This window comes from Paracoccus spongiarum, assembly GCF_030732095.1.
Lineage (GTDB): Bacteria > Pseudomonadota > Alphaproteobacteria > Rhodobacterales > Rhodobacteraceae > Paracoccus > Paracoccus spongiarum.
The window spans coordinates 1-15,286 of record NZ_JAVAMQ010000027.1; the positions used below are offsets into that span (position 1 = coordinate 1).

Annotated in this window: 13 protein-coding genes; 6 read left to right on the forward strand and 7 right to left on the reverse strand. The window is 69.5% G+C overall.

Going from position 1 to position 15,286, the window contains the following annotated elements; translation table 11 throughout:
* Positions 1-229: 229 nt before the first annotated feature.
* A complete protein-coding gene (locus tag Q5Y72_RS17835) occupies positions 230-880 on the reverse strand; it encodes a hypothetical protein (RefSeq protein ID WP_305964776.1) in 651 nt (216 codons plus the stop codon).
* A 207-nt stretch (positions 881-1,087) separates the two neighbouring features.
* On the opposite strand from Q5Y72_RS17835, the gene pepN reads away from it, so the two are divergent.
* Together pepN and Q5Y72_RS17845 are read left to right on the forward strand one after the other, a co-directional pair.
* Positions 1,088-3,673 (forward strand): aminopeptidase N, encoded by a 2,586-nt coding sequence (gene pepN / locus Q5Y72_RS17840; protein ID WP_305964777.1) that lies wholly within the window; start codon positions 1,088-1,090, stop codon positions 3,671-3,673.
* Between the two features lie 42 nt (positions 3,674-3,715).
* Positions 3,716-4,627: a lysophospholipid acyltransferase family protein gene (locus Q5Y72_RS17845; protein ID WP_305964778.1), complete on the forward strand. Its 912-nt coding sequence runs from the start codon at positions 3,716-3,718 to the stop codon at positions 4,625-4,627.
* 24 nt (positions 4,628-4,651) lie between these two features.
* Here the strand turns inward: Q5Y72_RS17845 and Q5Y72_RS17850 are convergent, their stop codons facing one another.
* Genes Q5Y72_RS17850 through obgE form a run of 3 tightly spaced genes read right to left on the reverse strand, consistent with a single transcriptional unit; the run spans position 4,652 to position 7,088 of the window.
* Positions 4,652-4,924: an Rdx family protein gene (locus Q5Y72_RS17850; RefSeq protein WP_305964779.1), complete on the reverse strand. Its 273-nt coding sequence runs from the start codon at positions 4,922-4,924 to the stop codon at positions 4,652-4,654.
* A gap of 32 nt (positions 4,925-4,956) precedes the next feature.
* Complete coding sequence (proB, locus tag Q5Y72_RS17855; protein WP_305964780.1) at positions 4,957-6,069, reverse strand: glutamate 5-kinase; 1,113 nt, start codon at positions 6,067-6,069, stop codon at positions 4,957-4,959.
* Complete coding sequence (obgE, locus tag Q5Y72_RS17860) at positions 6,057-7,088, reverse strand: GTPase ObgE (RefSeq protein ID WP_305964781.1); 1,032 nt, start codon at positions 7,086-7,088, stop codon at positions 6,057-6,059. The genes proB and obgE overlap by 13 nt, the downstream gene beginning before the upstream one ends.
* A 250-nt stretch (positions 7,089-7,338) precedes the next feature.
* On the opposite strand from obgE, the gene Q5Y72_RS17865 reads away from it, so the two are divergent.
* The 4 genes from Q5Y72_RS17865 to Q5Y72_RS17880 all read left to right on the forward strand — a co-directional run bounded on the left by Q5Y72_RS17865 (position 7,339) and on the right by Q5Y72_RS17880 (position 12,205).
* Positions 7,339-8,742 carry a protein adenylyltransferase SelO gene (locus Q5Y72_RS17865; RefSeq protein ID WP_305964782.1) on the forward strand — a complete coding sequence of 468 codons (1,404 nt, stop codon included), beginning with the start codon at positions 7,339-7,341 and terminating at the stop codon, positions 8,740-8,742.
* A gap of 79 nt (positions 8,743-8,821) precedes the next feature.
* On the forward strand, positions 8,822-9,505 hold the full coding sequence (locus Q5Y72_RS17870; protein ID WP_305964783.1) for an endonuclease/exonuclease/phosphatase family protein: 684 nt from the start codon (positions 8,822-8,824) through the stop codon (positions 9,503-9,505).
* Positions 9,506-9,571: 66 nt separating this feature from the next.
* A complete protein-coding gene (gene eno / locus Q5Y72_RS17875) occupies positions 9,572-10,846 on the forward strand; it encodes a phosphopyruvate hydratase (RefSeq protein WP_305964784.1) in 1,275 nt (424 codons plus the stop codon).
* 240 nt (positions 10,847-11,086) lie between these two features.
* The gene (locus tag Q5Y72_RS17880; protein WP_305964806.1) at positions 11,087-12,205 is read left to right on the forward strand and encodes a TRAP transporter substrate-binding protein; all 1,119 of its coding nucleotides are present in this window, start codon (positions 11,087-11,089) and stop codon (positions 12,203-12,205) included.
* A 57-nt stretch (positions 12,206-12,262) separates the two neighbouring features.
* Here the strand turns inward: Q5Y72_RS17880 and Q5Y72_RS17885 are convergent, their stop codons facing one another.
* From Q5Y72_RS17885 to Q5Y72_RS17895, 3 genes are all read right to left on the reverse strand, one after another.
* Entirely contained in the window at positions 12,263-12,526 is a 264-nt protein-coding gene (locus Q5Y72_RS17885; RefSeq protein ID WP_305964785.1) for a DUF6522 family protein, read from the reverse strand.
* Between the two features lie 145 nt (positions 12,527-12,671).
* A complete protein-coding gene (locus Q5Y72_RS17890; RefSeq protein ID WP_305964786.1) occupies positions 12,672-14,594 on the reverse strand; it encodes a TRAP transporter large permease in 1,923 nt (640 codons plus the stop codon).
* Positions 14,591-15,220: a TRAP transporter small permease subunit gene (locus Q5Y72_RS17895; RefSeq protein ID WP_305964787.1), complete on the reverse strand. Its 630-nt coding sequence runs from the start codon at positions 15,218-15,220 to the stop codon at positions 14,591-14,593. The genes Q5Y72_RS17890 and Q5Y72_RS17895 overlap by 4 nt, the downstream gene beginning before the upstream one ends.
* Between the last annotated feature and the right edge of the window lie 66 nt (positions 15,221-15,286).

Consider the following 15,286-nt stretch of genomic DNA (forward strand, 5'->3'; position numbering starts at 1 on the left):
GTCCAAGCCCCCGTCCTGAGTTCGCAATCGGGCCTGCATAGCATCGCGCCGCAAAGCTTCACAAGGGCGCGATGTGACGTGATGTGATGCGGGGTGCGTGGGCAGGGAATTTGCGAAAGCGCGGCGCGGCGCATGCGAAGGGCCGCGCAATTCCTTGCGCGGCCCGGCGGGTCGTTGCGGGCCGGCAGATGCCGGCCGCGATCGGTTCGCCCCGATCAGGTCGCCCCGATCAGTTCGACGGGGCGGGCGCTGCCGGTTCGGGCGTCGCCGGTGCGGGCGTCGCCGGTGCGGGGGCGGCCGGTTCTTCCTCGACCGAGATCGCGTCGTCCAGCGCCTCCTGAGCGTTGTCCAGGGCCTCGCCCGCGGCGTCCACGGCATCCGAGGCGGCTTCACCGGCTGCGGTGGTCGCATCGCGCGCGGCCTCGCCCACGGCCTCGGCCGCGTTCTCGGTGGCGGTCACGGCATCGCTGGCAGCCTCCTCGGCGGCGGCGCCGGCATCCTCGGCGGCCTCTTCGGTCGCGGCTGCCGCGCTGTCGGCGGCGGCTTCGGCCTCGGCGGCGGCGTCGTTCGCGGCGGCTTCGGCCTCGGCGGCGGCATCCTCGGCGGCTTCCTCGACCACGACCGCCTCGGGGGCGTCGGCCTCGGCCGGGGCTTCCTCGGTGGTCGTGACGGTCGTGGTGTCGCCCTCGACGGCCACGGTGTCATCAGTCATGAACCGCTGCAGCACGAAATAGGCCAGCGCGAGGGCGAGCAGGACCCCGATGATGAGCGGCAGCGGCGAGGACCGGCGCTCGACCGGCTCGACATAGGTTTCCTTGGGCGTCGCAGGGTCGCCATCGACCGGATGGGTGCGTTTCGGGTCGTTCGGATCATAGGACATCGCTGGCCTCCAATATTTCTATCTAAACACCGGGTTACGTCGTATCCCTGTGATCCAGCCCGGCGCCGCTGTCAACCGTGACAAGGTGCGCGGCACCTTTGCGGCCGCGCGGCAGCAGCCCGACTTGCGACCCGGCTTCCACGCGACTAACACAGGTGCGGGCCGCCAGTTCCCGGGCGTCCCAGATTTTTTCAGCCGGAGGGCGCCATGTCGCCGACAACAGCACCGATCGCGCAATATCTCGCCGACTATCGGCCCTACCCCTTCCTGCTGGATCTGACCGAGCTTCGCTTCGATCTCGCGCCGCGCGGCACGCGGGTGCAAAGCGCCCTGCACCTGCGCCCGCGCGATCCCGCAGCGGCCGAGGATCTGGTCCTTGACGGCGGGGCCGGGCTGCGCCTGATCGGGCTTGCCCTCGACGGCACCGCCATCCCCGCGCCGCGCCGCGAGGGCGAAAGGCTGGTGATCGCCGCCGCCGACCTGCCCGCCCGGCCCTTCGTGCTGTCCTGCGAGGTCGAGATCGACCCCGACGCCAACACCGCCTTCGAGGGGCTGTATCTCTCGGGCGGGATGTTCTGCACGCAATGCGAGGCCGAGGGCTTTCGCCACATCACCTTCTATCCCGACCGCCCTGACGTGATGGCGCCGTTCCGGGTCACCATCCGGTCCGACCTGCCGGTGCTGCTGTCGAACGGCAACCCGGTGCGCCGCGAGGCCGGGCTGGCGGAATGGCACGATCCCTGGCCCAAGCCCGCCTATCTCTTTGCGCTTGTCGCGGGCGACCTGGTGGTGATCAGCGACCGCTATACCACCGCGTCCGGCCGGGCGGTGGACCTGAACGTCTGGGTGCGGCCCGGTGATCAGGACCGGGCCGGATATGCGATGGAGTCGCTTGTCCGCGCGATGCGGTGGGACGAGGAGGTGTATGGCCGCGAATACGATCTGGACGTGTTCAACATCGTCGCCGTCGATGATTTCAACATGGGCGCGATGGAGAACAAGGGGCTGAACATCTTCAACTCCAAGCTGGTCCTGGCCTCGCCCGAGACCGCCACCGATGCCGATTACGAGCGCATCGAGGCGGTGATCGCGCATGAATATTTCCACAACTGGACGGGCAACCGCATCACCTGCCGCGACTGGTTCCAGCTGTGCCTGAAAGAGGGGCTGACGGTGTTCCGCGACCAGCAGTTCACCAGCGATCTGCGCAGCGCGCCAGTCAAGCGCATCGAGGATGTGCGCGCCCTGCGCGCCCGGCAGTTCCGCGAGGATCAGGGCCCGCTGGCCCATCCGGTGCGCCCCGACCGCTATGAGGAGATCAACAACTTCTACACCGCCACCGTCTACGAGAAGGGGGCCGAGGTGATCGGCATGCTGAGGCGGCTGGTCGGCGATGCGGCCTATGCGCGGGCGCTGGACCTGTATTTCGACCGCCATGACGGCGAGGCGGCGACGATCGAGGACTGGCTGCGCGTCTTCGAGGACACGACCGGCCGCGATCTGGCGCAGTTCAAGCGCTGGTATACGGATGCGGGCACCCCGCATCTGGAGATGACCGAGATCTGGGAGGCGGGCAGCGACGGCGGCCGGCTGACGCTGGACTTTCGCCAGCACACCCCGCCGACGCCCGGTCAGGACGACAAGCCGCCGCGCGTCATCCCGATCGCCGTCGGCCTGATCGGCCCGAATGGCGACGAGGTGGCGGGGACCCGGACGCTGGAAATGACCGAGGCGCGGCAATCCTTCACCTTCGAGGGGCTGGGCGCGCGGCCCGTCGTGTCGGCGCTGCGCGGCTTTTCGGCCCCGGTGATCCTGTCGCGGCAGATCGACGATGCGACCCGCGCCTTTCTGCTGGCCCATGACACCGACCCCTTCGCCCGGTGGGAGGCCGGGCGCGACCTGGCGATCTCGGCGCTGCTGGCGGCGGCGCAGGGGCGCGCGGCGGCCGGCGATCATGTCGAGGCGATCGGTCGGCTGGCGGCCGACGAGGCGGCCGACCCGGCCTTCCGGGCGCTGTGCCTGACCTTGCCCGGCGAGGAAGAGATCGCCGCGCGCCTTGCCGCCGGGGGCGCCGTGCCCGACCCCGACGCGATCCATGCCGCGCGCGAGGATCTGGCCCGGCAGGTGGCCGAGGCCCATGCCGCCCTGCTGTCGGATCTCTATGACGCGATGGCGGTGCCGGGCGCCTATTCTCCCGATGCAGGGCCGGCCGGGCGGCGGGCCTTGCGGATCGCGGCGCTTGGGCTGCTGACCCGGATCGACGGCGGCGACCGGGCCGAGGTCCTGTTCGGCACCGCCGGCAACATGACCGAACGGATGGCCGCGCTGTCCTGCCTGATCCGCCGGGGTCGCGGGCAGGCGGCGCTGGCGGCGCTGCGGGACCGCTTTGCCGACAACCGGCTGGTGATGGACAAGTGGTTCTCGGTGCAGGTGACGGCCGCACCGCCCGACCGTGCCGCCGCCATCGCGCGCGATCTGGCGGAGCGGCCGGATTTCGACTGGAAGAACCCCAACCGCTTTCGCGCGCTGCTGGGCGGGCTTGCGGCCAACCATGCCGGCTTCCACGCAGCCGATGGCGCGGGTTATGACTTCACCGCCGACTGGCTGATGCGGATGGACGCCGCCAATCCTCAGATCGCCGCCCGCATGTCTACCGCCTTCGAGACATGGCCGCGCTACGACGCCGCCCGGCGCGGTCTTGCACAGGCCGCACTGCGGCGCATGGCCGCGATGGAGGGGATCAGCCGCAACCTGCGCGAGATGGTCTCGCGGATGATCGCGGCGGGCGCATGAGCCCGCTTGCCGCTGCCCGGCGGGCCGGGCAGGATGACGCGGATGAGTGACCGAACCGCCGATGCACGGGCCGAGATGCGCGCCCGCCTTGATCCGCTGATCGCCGAGCGGGCGCCCTGGCTCTATTCCGGCAAGGCCCATCACCGGCTGGCGCGGCTGGCGATGATGGGCCTGCTGCGCTATCCGCGCACCATCGCCCTTGGCGCCGAGTTCCGCGACCTGCCCACGTCCGAGATCCTGCGCCAGATGACCGCGCTGATGGTGCGCGATCTGCGCGTCGAGGGGATCGAGCATCTGCCCGCCACCGGTCCGGCCCTGATCGTGGCCAACCACCCGACAGGGATCGCCGACGGCATCGTGCTGCACGCGCTGATGGCGCCCCTGCGCGACGACCTGTTCATCTATGCCAATCACGACATGATCCGGGTGCTGCCCCAGACCGGGGACCTGATCGCGCCGGTCGAATGGCGGCTGGAAAAGCGCAGCCATGCCAAGACCCGCGCCACGATGGACTACACCCGCCGGGCACTGGATGCCGGTCGGATCGGGCTGATCTTCCCCTCGGGCCGGCTGGCCAAGCGGCGCGGGCTGAGCCTGCACGAAAGGCCCTGGATGCCCAGTGCCGCGATGATCGCGCGCAAGTTCGGGGTCCCGGTCATTCCGCTGCACATCCGGGCGCGCAATTCGGCGCTGTTCTACCTGCTGGACGCGATCCATCCGACGCTGCGCGATGTGACGCTGTTCAATGAGGTGCTGAACAAGGCCGGCCAGCCCTATCGCGTCACCATCGGCCCGCCCATCGACCCGGCCAGCCTGCCGCGCGGCAGCGACGAGGCCATCGCGCTGCTGCGGGATCGGGTGCTGGCCCTGCCCGCGCCGGGACCGGGTGCGATGCGGCTGATGCAGGGCGCGCAGGGCGCCCGGCTGGCGCGCGGACCCGAAAGCGTGGCCTGAAGGCCAGCCCGAACGGGGGCGGCCTCAGCCGCGATCCAGATGCCCCAGCCCGCGGTCGGGGTCGATGCGGTCGCGGATGCGCTGTTTCAGCGCGCGGATCTCGGGAAAGCCGCCATCGTCCTTGCGATCCCAGATCCGCTCGCCCTCCAGCGCGATGCGAAACACCCCGCCGCTATCGTCGGGCACCAGCGTCACCCGGATCGCGGTGCCGAAAGTGGACAGGCATTCCTGCGCATACCAGCCCGCGCGCAACAGCCAGTTGCAGCCGATGCAGTAGGTGATTTCAAGATGCGCCATGCCTGCCCCCACCGGTCCCGTTCGCCCCGGACCTATACCGCCATGTCGTCACGATGGACCAGTGCCGCCCGCCCCGGATAGCCCAGGATCTCCGCGATCCGGGCCGAGCGGTGGCCGGCGATGCGGCGCGCCTCGTCCGAGGTATAGCGCGTCAGCCCGGTCGCAAGGCTTTCGCCCGATGGGCCCGCGATCGTCACCGGATCGCCGCGACCGAATTCGCCCGTCACCACGCGCACGCCCGCGGGCAGCAGCGACTTGCCACGGCGCAGCGCATCCGCCGCGCCCTGATCGATGCCCAGCGTCCCGCGCGGCTTCATCGCCGCGATCCAGCGTTTGCGCGCCGCCTGCGGATCGCCTTCGGGCAGGAACCAGCTGGCCCGCGCCCCCTGCGCCACCGCCGACAGCGGCCGCGCCACCGAGCCCTCGGCAATGGCCATCGCGCAGCCGCCGGCGGTGGCGGTGCGCGCGGCCAGAAGCTTGGTCGTCATGCCGCCCTTGCTGAGCCCCGAGACCGGGCCCGACCCCATCGCCTCGATCTCGGGGGTGATGGCGGCGATCACGGCCAGGTGCCGCGCCGTGGGGTCGGTCTTGGGGTTGGCGGTGTAAAGCCCGTCCACATCCGACAGCAGCAGCAGCTGGTCCGCGCCGCAGGTCACGGCGATCTGCGCGGCCAGCCGGTCGTTGTCGCCATAGCGGATCTCGTCGGTGGCGACGGTGTCGTTCTCGTTCACGATCGGCACGACCCCCAGGCCCAGAAGCGTCTGCATGGTGGCACGGCTGTTCAGATAGCGGCGCCGGTCGGCGCTGTCCTCCAGGGTCAGCAGCACCTGCGCGGTCTTGACGCCATGCGGGGCCAGCGCCTCCTCATAGGCGCGGGCCAGGCGGATCTGGCCCACCGCCGCCGCCGCCTGCGCCTGCTCCAGCGGCAGCGCCCCGGCCGGCAGGCCCAGCACCCGGCGGCCCAGCGCGATCGAGCCGGACGACACCAGCACCACATCGGCGCCGCGCCGCCGCCAGTCGGCCACGTCGTCGCACAGGCCGCGCAGCCAGTCCGCGTTCAGCCCCTCGGGGCCGACAAGCAGGGCCGAACCGATCTTGACGACCAGCCGCCGCGCATCGGTCAGGGAGGGGGCTAGGACTGCCATGTCCCCTCGTCGCGCTGATCGGTCGCCTTGCGCGTGGGCGCGATCTGCACCCACAGGGCGCGCAGCACCTCGGTGACGCCGGTTCGCGCCACGCCCGACATCAGCAGAACCGGCCCTCCGATCTCGGCCTCCAGCGCCGCGCAGCGCTGGGCGATGGTGTCGTCGTCCAGCGCGTCGATCTTGTTCAGCGCGGTGACGCGCGGCTTGTCCATCAGGACCGGCGAATAGGCGGCCAGTTCGGTCAGGATCGTGCGCGCATCGCCCGCGACATCCCCGGAGGTGCCATCGACCAGATGCAGCAGCACGTTGCTGCGTTCCACATGACCCAGGAACTGGTCGCCAAGGCCCCTGCCCTCGCTGGCGCCCTCGATCAGGCCGGGAATGTCGGCCATGACGAATTCGCGCCCGTCGATGCCGACCACGCCCAGGTTGGGATGCAGCGTGGTGAAGGGATAATCCGCGATCTTGGGCCGTGCGTTCGACACCGCAGCGAGGAAGGTGGACTTGCCGGCATTGGGCAGCCCGACCAGCCCGGCATCGGCGATCAGCTTCAGCCGCAGCCAGATCGTCCGCTCGACTCCCGGCTGGCCGGGATTGGCGTTGCGCGGCGCGCGGTTGGTCGAGGTCTTGAAATGCAGGTTGCCCCAGCCGCCATTGCCGCCCCGCGCCAGCAGGACGCGCTGGCCGGTCTGGGTCAGGTCGGCGATGACGGTTTCCTCGTCCTCGTCGATGATCTCGGTGCCGACCGGCACCCGCAGCACGATGTCCTCGCCGGATCTGCCGGTCATCTGGCTGCCCATGCCGTGCTGGCCGGACTTGGCGAAGAAATGTTGCTGATAGCGGAAATCGATCAGCGTGTTGAGGCCCTCGACCGCCTCGGCCCAGACATCGCCGCCGCGCCCGCCATCGCCGCCATCCGGCCCGCCATATTCGATGAACTTCTCGCGCCGGAACGACACGCAGCCCGCGCCGCCCCCGCCCGAGCGGATATGGACCTTGGCGAGATCGAGGAATTTCATGTCAGGCGCTCCTTTGCGGTGACGCGATACGCGCCGGGCCGGTTTCACGCAAGGGGGAGGCCGCGGCGCGACGGCCGATTGAGTGGGGGCAACCTGTCCCACGCACCGCGGCCGGGCACCGATGCCCGCGGCCCTCGGCCCCACCCATGCCCGAGGGCGGGGATGACACCGGCCGCCGCAGGGCAAGCTGCGGTGTCAGGGGTTTTCGCGCGGGCCTTCGGTTCCTAGATGACAGGGACAGGAGGCCCGGATGATCCGCTTCGACAACAGCTATGCCCGCCTGCCGCAGGGCTTCTTCGCCCGCATCGCGCCAACGCCGGTGGCCGCGCCGCAATTGCAGGCGCTGAACCGGCCGCTGGCGCGGCAACTGGGGCTGGACCCCGACTGGCTGGCCGGGCCCGACGGCGTGGCGATGCTGGCCGGCAACGCGATCCCCGATGGCGCCGAGCCGATCGCGCAGGCCTATGCCGGCCACCAGTTCGGCGGCTTCGTGCCGCAGCTGGGCGATGGCCGTGCCGTCCTTCTGGGCGAGGTGATGGCGCCCGACGGCAGCCGCCACGACATCCAGCTGAAGGGCAGCGGGCCGACCCCCTTCTCGCGCCGGGGCGACGGGCGGGCCTGGCTGGGCCCGGTCTTGCGCGAATATGCGGTCAGCGAGTTCATGGCCGCGATGGGCGTGCCCACGACCCGTGCGCTGGCCGCCGTCACCACCGGCGAGACGGTCTGGCGCGAGGACGGCCTGCCCGGCGCGGTGCTGACCCGCGTCGCGGCAAGCCATATCCGCGTCGGCACCTTCCAGTATTTCGCCGTTCGCGGCCAGGCCGAGGCGCTGGCCGCCCTGACCGACCATGTGATCGCGCGCCACTATCCGCAGGCCGACGGGCCGCTGGCGTTGCTGGATCAGGTGGTGGCCCGGCAGGCCGAGACCATCGCGCGGTGGATGGCGCTGGGCTTCATCCACGGGGTGATGAACACCGACAACATGGCGATCTCGGGCGAGACCATCGATTATGGTCCCTGCGCCTTCATGGACGCCTATCATCCCGACACGGTGTTTTCCTCGATCGACCGGATGGGCCGCTATGCCTGGGCGCAGCAGCCGCAGATCGCGGTCTGGAACCTCGCCCAGCTGGCCACCTGCCTGATCCCGCTGATGGGCGCGGATCGCGACGCGGCGATCGCGGCGGCGACAACCTCGGTCCATGCCTTCGCGCCGACATACCAGGCCGCATGGCTGCGCCGTTTCGGCGACAAGCTGGGGCTGAAGGACAGCCCGGCGATCCAGCCGCTGGCCGAGGCGCTGCTGGGACTGATGGCGGAGCAGGGCGCGGATTTCACCCGTGTCTTTGCGGGGCTTGGCGACGGCCGCGCCCGCGCCGAATTCGCCGATCCCGCACCCTTCGACGACTGGATGCGCGACTGGCAGGCCCACCAGCCCGACCCCGCCCTGATGGCCGAGGCCAATCCCCGCCGGATTCCGCGCAACCACCGCATCGAAGAGGCGATCGCGGCTGCGGTCGCGGGCCAGATGGAACCGTTCCGGCGGCTGTTCGACGCCGTCACCCATCCGCGCGAGGATCGCCCCGACTGGGACGACCTGGCCCTCGCGCCGCGCCCCGAGCAGCGCGTCCGGCAGACCTTCTGTGGAACCTGACCGGGCGGCCGGCGCCACCACGCCCTTGCGGACCGGCGGCGCCCGGCTATCCTGACCGCCACGCAGGGGGACGCGTCCGGTGCTGAGACTGGCAAGCTACAATCTGCACAAATGCCGCGGACTGACCGGCCCGCATGCGCCCGAACGCAACCTGTCGGTGATCGCCGCGCTGGCGCCCGACATCATCGCCCTGCAAGAGGTGGATTTCCGCTTTGGCGCCCGCCCCGAGGCCCTGCCCCGCGCGCTGATCGAACGCGAGACCGGGCTGGTGCCCGCCGAGATGACCGGCCGGACGGGCCGGGACTCGCTGGGCTGGCATGGCCAGACGGTGCTGATGCGCCCGGACCTTGCGCGGCACGCCGTGGTGCGGCGCCTGCCGCTGCCGGGCATCGAGCCGCGCGGCGCCGTCGCCATCCGGCTTCCGGGCCTGACCGTCATCGGCATGCATCTGGGCCTCGCGCGGTCCTCGCGACGCGCGCAGCTGGCCCGCATCGCCGCGCAGGCCGCCCGCATCGCCGAGGACAACATCGTGATGATGGGCGATTTCAACGAATGGCGCGACGATCGCGGCCTTGAATCGCTGGCGGGCTTCCGGATCATCGCGCCGGGGCCGTCCTATCCCGCGCCCCTGCCCCGGCTGCGGCTGGACCGGATCGCGCTGTCGCACCACATCGACGTGCTGCATCACGGGGTCTTCACCGGCGCCGGCGCCCGCGACGCCTCGGACCACCTGCCGATCTGGGCCGAGATCCGGCAGCCCTGAAAATTGCGACTTTCGGCTTGCCGCCGCGGCAGCTATGTAAGCGCTAACGAAACAATGGAGGGGCACATGACCGCCATCATCGACATCTTCGCGCGCGAGATCCTGGACAGCCGCGGCAACCCGACCGTCGAGGTCGACGTGACGCTGGAAGACGGCACGATGGGCCGCGCCGCCGTGCCCTCGGGCGCCTCGACCGGCGCGCATGAGGCGGTCGAGAAGCGCGACGGCGACAAGGCGCGCTACATGGGCAAGGGCGTTCTGGAGGCCGTGGCCGCCGTCAATGGCGAGCTGGCCGAGAACCTGATCGGCGAGGACGCGACCGAACAGCGCGCCATCGACGCGCTGATGTGCGAACTGGACGGCACCCCGAACAAGGCCCGCCTGGGCGCGAACGCGATCCTGGGCGTCAGCCTTGCGGTCGCCAAGGCCGCCGCCGAAACCTGCGCGCAGCCGCTGTATCGCTATGTCGGCGGCACCTCGGCGCGGATCCTGCCGGTGCCGATGATGAACATCATCAATGGCGGCGAACATGCCGACAACCCCATCGACATCCAGGAATTCATGATCATGCCGGTCAGCGCGGAGAACATCCGCGAGGCGGTCCGCATGGGCTCGGAAGTGTTCCACACGCTGAAGAAGGAACTGTCGGCGGCGGGCCTGTCGACCGGCATCGGTGACGAGGGCGGCTTTGCCCCCAACCTGTCGTCCACCCGCGACGCGCTGGACTTCATCCTGAAGGCGGTCGAGAAGGCCGGCTACCGGCCCGGCGACGACATCATGCTGGCGCTGGACTGCGCCTCGACCGAATACTTCAATGGCGGCAAGTACGAGATGAAGGGCGAGGGCAAGTCGCTGTCGCCGGCCGAGAATGTCGACTATCTCGCGGCGCTGTGCGACGCCTATCCGATCCTGTCGATCGAGGACGGCTGCTCGGAAGACGACTGGGAGGGCTGGACGCTGCTGACCGAGCGTCTGGGCGGCAAGGTCCAGCTTGTGGGCGACGACCTGTTCGTGACCAACCCCGCCCGGCTGGCCGAGGGCATCGCAAGGGGTTGCGGCAACAGCCTGCTGGTCAAGGTGAACCAGATCGGCACGCTCAGCGAAACGCTGGACGCGGTGCGCATGGCCGACCGCGCGGGCTATACCTCGGTGATGAGCCACCGCTCGGGCGAGACCGAGGACGCGACCATCGCGGACCTGGCCGTGGCCACCAATTGCGGCCAGATAAAGACCGGCAGCCTCGCGCGTTCGGACCGGCTGGCGAAATACAACCAGCTCATCCGCATCGAGGAAATGCTGGGCGAGACCGGCGAGTTCGCCGGCCGCAGCATCCTGCGCTGACCTTCCGGGCGCCCCGTCGCGGGGCGCCCCTGCCATCGCGGCCGACCGCCTTGCAGGGCGCTGTGCCGGCGGGCGAAAGTGACGCAAGGGCACCTGCAAAACTGCGGCACCTGTCCCACTAGACCCCTCGACAGCCCCTGATCGCTGGCTAAACTGCGGCGCCATGCAGGGCGGACAATCGCCGGGGCGACCGCCCCTTCCGACCCGCGAGGAGGAGATTACATGAAGAATTCCAAGACCTTGGATCGCCGTTCATTCCTGACCCGTGCCTCGGTCGGCGGCGCCGCCGCCGCAGCCGGAACGGCGCTGGCCGCGCCCGCCATTGCACAGGAGATGCCCAGCATCACCTGGCGGCTCGCCTCGTCCTTCCCGAAGTCGCTGGACACGATCTATGGCGGCGCCGAAGAGCTGTCGACCCGCCTGAAAGAGGCGACCGACGGCAAGGTGACGATCCAGGTCTTCTCGGCCGGCGAGATCGTTCCGGGGCTCGACGCGATCAATGCCGCGACCGATGGCACCGTCGAATGCGCCCATTCGGTCGGCTACTACAACTGGGGCAAGGACCCGGCCTTCGCTTGCGGTGCCGACCTGCCTTTCACCTTCTCGGCTCGCGCCAAGGCCGCCTACAACTATCAGGGCGGCGGCATCGAGGCCTACAACACCTTCCTCGAGAAATACAATCTCGTCAGCTTCCCCGGCGGCAATACCGGCGTCCAGATGGGCGGCTGGTATCGCAAGGAAATCAACACGCTGGCCGATCTTCAGGGGCTGAAGATGCGGATCTCGGGGCTGGCCGGCCGCGTGGTCGAGAAGCTGGGCGTGGTGCCGCAGCAGATCGCCGGCGGTGACATCTACCCGTCGCTGGAAAAGGGCACGATCGACGCCGCCGAATGGGTCGGCCCCTATGACGACAGCAAGCTGGGCTTCCAGAAGGTCGCGCCCTACTACTACTATCCGGGCTTCTGGGAAGGCGGGCCGACCGTCGGCTTCTTCTTCAACAAGGCCAAGTGGGACGAACTGCCCGACAGCTACAAGTCGCTGATCCGCAGCTGTGCGCAGGCGACCGACCAGAACATGCTGGCGAAATACGACATGAAGAACCCGACCGCCCTGAAGGAACTGGTCGGTTCGGGCGCCCAGCTGCGGTCGTTCAGCGAAGAGGTGCTGACCGCCGCCTTCACCGCCGCGAACGAGGTCTATGGCGAGCTGTCGACCGAGAACGCCGACTTCAAGACGCAGTATGACGCGATGCTCGCCTTCCGCGACGACTGGTACCTGTATCAGCAGACCGCGGAATACACCTTCGACACCTTCATGATGATCCAGCAGCGCAACGGCAAGCTGGCTCCGGCCGGCTGATCCGCAGCGACAGCCCGTGACGACCTGCCGCCGCCGCGACCCCACGCGGCGGCGGCTTCATGTCCGGCCTGCGCGGATCGGATAGGAGGCGCGGCTGAGGACGGTGCCGGCCTCGTCCACGACAAAGCGGCAGGCGCGGCCGCCGTGATGAAAGATCAGCCGCGACCGCCCGGCATCGGTGCCGGTGCCGGTCTCGCAGCGCGATGTCATCGTGCCGTCGCGCATCGCTGCGCGCAGCTGCGCCTCGGTCAGGCCGAAGGCATCGGCCAGCAGGGCGGCGTCGATGACGAAATCCCCGGCCTTGCGTGAGATGGCGGACATGGCGCGTCTCCTGCGGGTTTCGCGGTGCCCCGCGCTGCGGCATTGGACGGCAGGACGCGGCATGGCGCAAGACGCGATGGATGGGCTGACGAAACGGGGCCGCAGGATCGGCCCCGTCGCTGATGCGGTCCGCGGCGTGCCGGGCCTAGTTGCCGCCGCCGAGACCGGGCGGCGGGCCGCCCAGGCCAAGCCCGCCCTGCGGCGCCGCGCCGCTGTCGGGGGCTTCGGGGGCCGGCTGTCCGCCGCCATCCGGCTCTGCATCGGGGACCGGCGTGCCGAAATTCGGGGCACCCAGGCCGCCAAGCCCGCCCGTGGCGCCGCCCTCCGCCGGCGTCTCGCCGGGCGCGGCGGGCGCCGGCGGCTGGCCGAAGGGCGTGCCGCCGCCCAGCCCGCCACCGAGGCCGCCACCAAGCCCCCCGCCAAGCCCGCCACCGAGGCCCCCGCCAAGCCCGCCAGAGCCGCCGGCCGAGGGGATCTCGATGCGGATGTTCGAGGTGTCCACGACCGGGCCCTTGTAGTGCATGACCATCTGCGGGAACAGGATCACCAGCGCGATCATCACGATCTGCAGCCCCACGAAGGGCACCGCGCCACGATAGATGTCGACCGTGCTGACGGCCTCCATGGTCTGGCCGGTCACCGCGTCCCGATAGGGTTTTCGCGGCGCGACCGATCGCAGGTAGAACAGCGCAAAGCCCACCGGCGGCGTCAGGAACGAGGTCTGCATCGTCACCGCGAGGATGACACCGAACCAGATCAGGTCGATCTCCAGCGCGTTGGCGGCCGGGATCAGCAGCGGCACGATCACGAAGGCCAATTCGAAAAAGTCGAGGAAGAAGGCGAGGAAGAAGATGATCGCGCAGACCGCGATCAGGAAGCCGTATTCGCCACCCGGCAGCGCCGTCAGCAGGTCGCGCACCCAGATGTGACCATTGATCGAGTAGTAGGTCAGCGAGAAGACGGTGGCCCCGATCAGGATGAACATCACGAACGAGGACAGCCGTGCGGTGGACAGCAGCGCCTGGCTGACGACCGAGAAGGTCAGCCGGCCCTTCAGCGCGGTCAGGATCAGCGCGCCCATTGCCCCCATCGCGCCGCCTTCGGTCGGGGTGGCGATGCCGAGGAAGATCGTGCCCAGCACCAGGAAGACCAGGGCCAGCGGCGGGATCATCACGATGATGACCTGCCGCGCCATGCGCGACAGCAGGCCAAGACCAAGGCGCTGGTCCACAAGGGCGACGACCAGCATCACCAGCACGGCCAGCGCGGCGGCCCAGATCTGGCTGTCATCGCCAAGGCTTGCGCCCAGGAAGCGTTCGGCCAGCCAGTAGATCGCAATGGCGGCCAGGATCGACAGCGCCAGCGACCAGCCCCCCGACCCCAGCGTGCGCGCCTCGGGCGGCAGGGCGGGCATCGATTTCGGCCGGATCAGCGACAGCACCATCACGTAAAGCATGTAGATGCCGGTCAGCGCCAGCGCCGGGATCATCGCCGCCTTGTACATGTCGCCGACCGACCGTCCCAGCTGGTCGGCCAGCACGATCAGCACGAGGCTGGGCGGGATGATCTGCGCCAGTGTCCCCGAGGCGGTGATGACCCCGCTGGCCAGCCTGCGGTCATAGCCATAGCGCATCATGATCGGCAGCGAGATCAGCCCCATCGAGATCACCGAGGCCGCGACCACGCCGGTCGTCGCCGCCAGCAGCGCGCCGACCAGGATCACCGCATAGGCCAGCCCGCCGCGCACCGGGCCGAACAGCTGCCCGATCGTGTCCAGCAGTTCCTCGGCCATGCGCGACCGTTCGAGCACGATCCCCATGAAGGTGAAGAACGGAATGGCCAGCAGCGTGTCGTTGCGCATCACGCCGAAGACCCGGTCGCCAAGCGCGCCCAGCAGGTTCCAGCCAAGGTTCACCTGATCGCTGAGCGGCGTCAGGAACACCCCGAAGAAGAAGAACAGCAGGCCGTTGGCGGCCAGCGCGAAGGCGATCGGATAGCCGAACAGCAGGAACACCACCATCGACACGAACATGATGGGGGCAAGGTTGTGGGCGATGAGGTCGATCAAGGACGGGTCTCCCGCGGGCCGGGCGTGGTGTCGGCCGGATCGTCATGGTGGATGCCGACGCCCATCAGCTCGGCCTCTTTCAGTGCGGTCTCATGCGGGACCGTGTGGGGGTGCGGGTCCGGGATGGCGCCGCGCATGACGGCGATCTTCTTGATCGCCTCGGAAATGCCCTGCACGAACAGCAGCACGAAGCCCGCCAGCAGGATCGCCTTGGCCGGCCAGACGATCAGCCCGCCGGCATTCATCGAGATCTCGTGCGTGCGCCAGGAACTGCGCAGCGAGGGATAGATCAGCGAGATCATCACCGCCGTGAAGGGCATCAGGAAGAACAGCGTGCCCAGCAGGTCGATCCAGTGCTGCACGCGGCGCGACCAGCGGCCATAGATCACGTCGATGCGGATATGCTCGTTCTCGTAGAGGGTGTAGGCCGCCGCCAGCATGAAGGCGCCGCCATAGAGATACCATTGCAGTTCGAGCCAGGCGTTGGACGAGACGCTGAACACCTTGCGGATGATGGCGTTGACCGCGCTGACGACGATGGCCAGCAGGATCAGCCACGCGGCGCTGCGACCGATGAAGGCGTTCACACGGTCGATACCGTGTGACAGGGCAAGCAGCCCGTTCATGAATTTCCTCCCCCAGACTGGTCCCGCCTTGGCGGGGAACCGGTTTTCCGGCCTTTCTTGTCCTGT

Bases quoted from the DNA above. Each gene is read 5' to 3' on its own strand.
- Q5Y72_RS17850 (WP_305964779.1), bottom strand. From the start codon at position 4,924: ATGGCGCATCTTGAAATCACCTACTGCATCGGCTGCAACTGGCTGTTG.
- Q5Y72_RS17895 (WP_305964787.1), bottom strand. From the start codon at position 15,220: ATGAACGGGCTGCTTGCCCTGTCACACGGTATCGACCGTGTGAACGCC.
- proB (WP_305964780.1), bottom strand. From the start codon at position 6,069: ATGGCAGTCCTAGCCCCCTCCCTGACCGATGCGCGGCGGCTGGTCGTC.
- pepN (WP_305964777.1), top strand. From the start codon at position 1,088: ATGTCGCCGACAACAGCACCGATCGCGCAATATCTCGCCGACTATCGG.
- Q5Y72_RS17885 (WP_305964785.1), bottom strand. From the start codon at position 12,526: ATGTCCGCCATCTCACGCAAGGCCGGGGATTTCGTCATCGACGCCGCC.
- obgE (WP_305964781.1), bottom strand. From the start codon at position 7,088: ATGAAATTCCTCGATCTCGCCAAGGTCCATATCCGCTCGGGCGGGGGC.
- Q5Y72_RS17835 (WP_305964776.1), bottom strand. From the start codon at position 880: ATGTCCTATGATCCGAACGACCCGAAACGCACCCATCCGGTCGATGGC.
- Q5Y72_RS17865 (WP_305964782.1), top strand. From the start codon at position 7,339: ATGATCCGCTTCGACAACAGCTATGCCCGCCTGCCGCAGGGCTTCTTC.
- eno (WP_305964784.1), top strand. From the start codon at position 9,572: ATGACCGCCATCATCGACATCTTCGCGCGCGAGATCCTGGACAGCCGC.
- Q5Y72_RS17845 (WP_305964778.1), top strand. From the start codon at position 3,716: ATGAGTGACCGAACCGCCGATGCACGGGCCGAGATGCGCGCCCGCCTT.